Origin of the sequence: Psychromonas arctica DSM 14288, assembly GCF_000482725.1 — a bacterium.
Lineage (GTDB): Bacteria > Pseudomonadota > Gammaproteobacteria > Enterobacterales > Psychromonadaceae > Psychromonas > Psychromonas arctica.
This window is the reverse complement of sequence record NZ_AXWP01000091.1, coordinates 1-5,269: the sequence shown is the minus strand read 5'-3', so window position 1 is coordinate 5,269 and position 5,269 is coordinate 1. Positions and strand designations below refer to the sequence as shown.

Genomic DNA, 5,269 nt, shown 5'->3' with positions numbered 1-5,269 from the left:
AACCTTGAGTCACCTCTTGAGATAATATGTCCAAACAAATGCTTGGATACAGTGCCAGGCTTCCCCAGTTATTACACTGACTCCCTGTTAGAAATGACCACCCTCAAACACAGTGTTGGTCTGACTGAGTATTGGACTTCGCGCTATTTTGGACGCTTATCCACCAACACTGCCGAAACAGGTTACGGTTAGTTGTGTACTTCTAACTTCCTATGGCTTCCTTCAGACCCCACCGTTAGCCAGTGACGCCCTTGCCATTCGGATTATCTTCCCCTCAATCAGGGTGATCTCACTTTCTTGCAAGTGAGCGGGTTTGCCAGCTTTGCTGGGCAAACAAAAAAAGTAAGCCAAAACTTACTTTTAAAATATACTCGCTAATAATGACAAATTTATGATCTATCAACCATCAATAAGTATTAAATTTGTAGAGGTTGGCTTAGCAGCAAAGGTTAACCCTTCTCTATAACAAAGGTTAGCTTGCTCCTGCTTGCCTTCTTGTTCTAAAAGCGAAGCGAGTAATTTATAATCCGCAATATTTGGAAGCGATTTAAGACTTTCAGTCAAATGCTCAATAGCAGCTTCATTATGTCCTTCTTTTAGCTTTAAGTGCGCTAAAGCCTGATGGATATAATCGACATGTGCTGATTTCTTTAACTGCTTCTCAAGAAACATAATAATAGGATAATAATCGGTTGCTTGTATTTTTTGTAAATAAGGTAATAACGGCAATGAGAATTGACGATGCAATTTATCTAACAAAAACTCTTGTGCAACTTTTCCTCGATCATGTTCAACTAATGCGGCTAGCATCGCTTCTTGATAACTCAATTCTTTACGCATCCAACGAGCAACATCTTTATGCCAATAGTCATTAAGTAGCTGCCCACTCTCCTGTGCTAGTTGCTTAAATAATTGTTGATGCGCATGAAGCTCTAACTCGGCAAACTGTTGATCATTTAAGCCTGTTAATTTTCGTTGAGCATTAATTAATGTAATCAACTCTTGCCATTGATTAAGCGCTGGATATAGTGTCATATAGTGCTGTAACACTTGTTTATTCTTAGGGAAGTTTTGATTTAACTCGTTTAATGTTGCAGATGCGTTTTCATATTGTTTTGCATCAAGCTGTAACTCTGCCCAAACAAGTCCAACAGCTAATTTACAACCTGGGTGTGTATTAGCTAATTGTAAGTAATCATCACGTTGATTAAAGTCACCATTTTTGTGAGATGCACGAGCAGCTGCAATATAAGTCAATGCGGGTGCTTCACTTCGAGAGGCGGATTTAGATAATAACTTTTGAGCCTGTTTAGTATTTCCTTCTAACAAAGCAAGCATACCTAATAAACTATTTTTTTGTGCTTTACGTGTTTTACGTTGCCCAAACCACCCACGAGTAACACTGCTCATAGAAAGTAGTTTACGTAATATCCACTCCACAAAAAGCAGTAAAAAGTAAAAAATAACCGCAATAAGTGCCGCATTGATTATTGTTGTTTCATAGGTTGTATAGCTATCAAATGAAATTAAAATATAACCTTTATAAGCACTTATTTCAGGCGCAAAGATTAATGCGGCTAATAAGATAAGAACAATAATTAAAACTCGAATCATAATAATTACTCCGCACTTTCAATAGTAAATGACTTGCTAATGCGTTGTTTAAGAATACGAGAAAGCAACGGCGCACTTTTGAATTGATCTGGGTAAGTAATAGCAACTTTTTGCTTACTAAGTCTTTTAATTGAAGTGTGGAATTGTTCAGTTCCTTTATCTTCCATATCGTAATAAAGCTCGATTAGCTTCATTGCATTTGTCATAGACATATCGTAAATATCTTGCTGCTCTCTATAAACTGCGAATTCAGCTTTTGCGAGGTGATTTCTTAAATTTTCTTTTAAGTACCAAGCTTGCTCAGGCGCTAATAAAGCTTCAACAGGTTTGTCTCGATGAGAGATAACGATAAAACTAGCAACAAAATCATCCCAAGACTGGTTAATGTTTTGCTCCCAATCAGCGACATCTGAAGAGACTGCACCATCGGTTTCTTTATTTACTTCAGGCATATCCAAACCAACCATCACAAGTTGGTCAATACGTCGTTCTAAACTTGATAAAGCCAATACTACGCTATCAGGATCGCGTTGTGGTAAAGCTTCCAACATATTAATATCTTCAAGTACGGCGCGTCGTAATGGATTTAGACTTGGATCTCCCATTTCAACAATACGTTGATCAGCTGCATTTAACAGAGAAGTAGCAGTGGTCACATCATGTTCGAGCCATAATTTCCGTCCTGATAAATTGATCAAGTATTCCACTTCAGACAAGATCCAATCACTTGGATGACGAATATTTGTTTCCGCCATATTACGTTGTAACGCTTGCATGTCCGAACTAAATAATTTGCTTTTATTCTGTGCATCTAGCAACTGAATATTTAATTGTTCAACTTGTGTTTTAAAGCTATTATTTAATGATTTGCTTTGTTGAAATTGTTTGTCTTGCTGTTCCACTTGTTCTGCTAGTTGACTAGCTAACACTTCAATTTTTTCTTTGTATACATTGTTATTCACTGAGTTATTCTTATAAAGATACCAACCAAATACAATGATAAATAAAGACAGTAAAATAGAAATAACAACGAGGATCGCAACAAGTCGAGAGGACTTTTTGGGTTTATCATTGACAACTTCAGGCTCAACAGTCGCCGATATATTTTGAGTTTCAGTATTAGTATCAGTCATAACTTTCCTATTTAAAAACTAACGGGCTATACAGTTGCCATCATCTGCTTTGAAAAATTCTACTAGTTGCTCGGTACGTAGACTTGGTAAAAGAACAACATCTTTCGCACCTAACAAGGTAGCTTCCTCAGCGACTCGTTGGCTTGGAACATAAAAAACCAAACCCAATAACCAATCTTTATGATTCATTGGTACCAAAGCAAATAATTGATTTAAAATCTCTACACTACTGATAATAACACCATTTATACAGGCTTGTTGCCAATTATTAGCTAATTCGTGACCATCCAATACAATCTTGACACGTTTATATGTTTGTAAAAAATCTACTTTTGCACCACGTTCAATGAGGGCATTTTCTAATAACTCCCTTCCACCTTCACCACGTAAGATTAAAATATGCTTATTTTTAATTGATTGTAGTGCTGCCAGCTCTAATAAACCTTCACTATCAAATCTTGTTAAAGGACACATCACATCTTGCTTTGTCACTTCGCTCAATTGTATCTGTGTCGATTTACCAACAGCTAAATAAGTTGCTTTTGGCCAGTCATCATTAATTTGTTGTTGTGCATATTTAACAGCATTACCACTGACCACAATCACCAAGTCATAATAACCGCTTAAAAATATATCGAGAGCCTGACGCTCTTTTAATAGTGTTGTCATTAACAGAGGTTGAGCAATCGCAAAGCAATCAACATGACTTAAACGTTCAACCAACTCCTGTGCATGAGGTGCAAAACGAGTCACTAAAAGTCGTGGAGCAGGTTTCACTTATAAACTTCACTTAGAATTTCTTTTGCGCCAGCATCTAACAATTGCAGTGCTAATTGCTCACCTAACAGATGTGCATCATCAATATGCCCAATTAATTCTTTTCTAATGATATTCTTACCGTCAACACTGCCAACTAAACCACGTAAAAACACTTGGTCTTCTCCTTTTAACAAAGCAAAACTACCAATAGGAACTTGGCAGCCACCTTCAAGTGCTAAGTTCATTGCTCGTTCAGCAGTGACACGAATTCGAGTATCACGATGTTCTAATGGCGCAAGCAAAGCAATTGTCTCTGCATCATCTAGTCGACATTCGATACCAACTGCTCCTTGGCCAACAGCCGGTAAGCTAACTTCCGGTTCTATATAACTAGCAATACGCGACGCCATCTCTAAACGAATTAAACCAGCAGCAGCAAGAATAATCGCATCATATTCACCGTCATCTAGCTTACGCAAACGCGTGTTGACATTACCACGTAAGTCTTTAATTTTTATATCAGGTCTTAATTCACTAATTTGACATTGGCGTCTTAGACTACAAGTACCAACGATAGCGCCTTTGGGTAAATCAGATAATTGTTTGTAGTTATTAGAAACAAAAGCATCACGAGGATCTTCACGCTCACAAATAGTGGTTAACCCCAAACCTTTTGGAAAATCTACAGGAACATCTTTCATCGAATGCACAGCAATATCAGCACGCTTCTCAAGCATAGCGACTTCCAATTCTTTAACAAATAAACCTTTTCCACCGACTTTAGCTAATGGCGTATCTAAAATAATATCGCCCTTTGTTTTCATTGGTAATAATTCAACAGTTAAATCTTGATGATGCTTCAATAATTCGGCTTTAACAAAATTAGCCTGCCACATTGCTAATGGACTATGACGAGTTGCAATACGGATAATTTTTTTAGACATGATAATTTCTCTAACAAAGGGAGTTTTTATGCTATCAAAAACAAAACAATGATCCAGAGAAATATTTGATAATACGCCAAAGTTCGAGTTAAAGCATAAATTCTCTAACCTTGTTCAGTTAATTAATGCAATTGATACCCTAATTTAGCCAATGGTCAATATTCTTGGGGGGTAAGACTTATAGGTATTTGATGGCGATTTTCTGAGCAAGTATGCAGATTGATAAAATTCGAATCATTGGAATAGCGGTGATTAAGCTGTTGACGATGGAAAGTCGTCGCGAAACGTTTGAAAACTTAAAAGGATTGACCACCAAAAGCCCTAAACGAAAAAATCCCTGCTGACATAAGTCAACAGGGATTGTTCTGAATACTATGCAAGCTTGGCGATGGGTCGAGATTGCTCATGACCCATCGCTGTCGCGATATCACCAGGGCACACAGAACTTAGCCCGCTCATAAGACGATGCTGACCGCATCATTCCCCCCTATCTATCGCACTAAAGGATGGCCACTGCGCGGCGCTTTATTTATCCCCTGCTCAAGCAGGACATCACCACCAAAAGCCCTAATCGAAAAAAACCCTGTAGACAGAGTCTACAGGGATTGTTCTGAATACTATGCCAGCTTGGCGATGGAATGGTCGTCGCAGAGCTCCTCCTCTCGTCAACCTTGCCTGTCGGTAAACTCGCCCTACTTTCTGCGTAGCTCATAAATCAACACAATTATCGAGTAGGGTGAGGCTTTTGCCTCATCCCTCTCACAGAACCGTACGTACGGGCCTCGTATACGGCTCCTGTATTCTTTTATTCCATCATCC

Annotated in this window: 5 protein-coding genes; 1 reads left to right on the top strand and 4 read right to left on the bottom strand. The window is 38.3% G+C overall.

Features of this window, described 5'->3' with window-relative positions:
• Window positions 1-192 (top strand): hypothetical protein (locus H592_RS23990; RefSeq protein WP_211235659.1); only part of this gene is annotated, 192 nt, incomplete at its 5' end.
• A gap of 207 nt (window positions 193-399) precedes the next feature.
• On the opposite strand, the gene H592_RS22110 is transcribed toward H592_RS23990, so the two are convergent.
• The 4 genes from H592_RS22110 to hemC are packed head-to-tail and all read right to left on the bottom strand — an operon-like array spanning window position 400 to window position 4,450.
• Window positions 400-1,614: a heme biosynthesis HemY N-terminal domain-containing protein gene (locus H592_RS22110; protein WP_051369135.1), complete on the bottom strand. Its 1,215-nt coding sequence runs from the start codon at window positions 1,612-1,614 to the stop codon at window positions 400-402.
• A gap of 5 nt (window positions 1,615-1,619) precedes the next feature.
• Window positions 1,620-2,747, bottom strand: a complete 1,128-nt coding sequence (locus tag H592_RS22105) for a uroporphyrinogen-III C-methyltransferase (protein ID WP_051369134.1) — start codon at window positions 2,745-2,747, stop codon at window positions 1,620-1,622.
• 18 nt (window positions 2,748-2,765) lie between these two features.
• The gene (locus H592_RS0111220) at window positions 2,766-3,524 is read right to left on the bottom strand and encodes a uroporphyrinogen-III synthase (protein WP_028868865.1); all 759 of its coding nucleotides are present in this window, start codon (window positions 3,522-3,524) and stop codon (window positions 2,766-2,768) included.
• Complete coding sequence (gene hemC / locus H592_RS0111215; RefSeq protein WP_028868864.1) at window positions 3,521-4,450, bottom strand: hydroxymethylbilane synthase; 930 nt, start codon at window positions 4,448-4,450, stop codon at window positions 3,521-3,523. The genes H592_RS0111220 and hemC overlap by 4 nt, the downstream gene beginning before the upstream one ends.
• Window positions 4,451-5,269: the final 819 nt, after the last annotated feature.

Coding starts and splice junctions, on each gene's coding strand:
- H592_RS22105 (WP_051369134.1), bottom strand. CDS start 2,747: ATGACTGATACTAATACTGAAACTCAAAATATATCGGCGACTGTTGAG.
- hemC (WP_028868864.1), bottom strand. CDS start 4,450: ATGTCTAAAAAAATTATCCGTATTGCAACTCGTCATAGTCCATTAGCA.
- H592_RS22110 (WP_051369135.1), bottom strand. CDS start 1,614: ATGATTCGAGTTTTAATTATTGTTCTTATCTTATTAGCCGCATTAATC.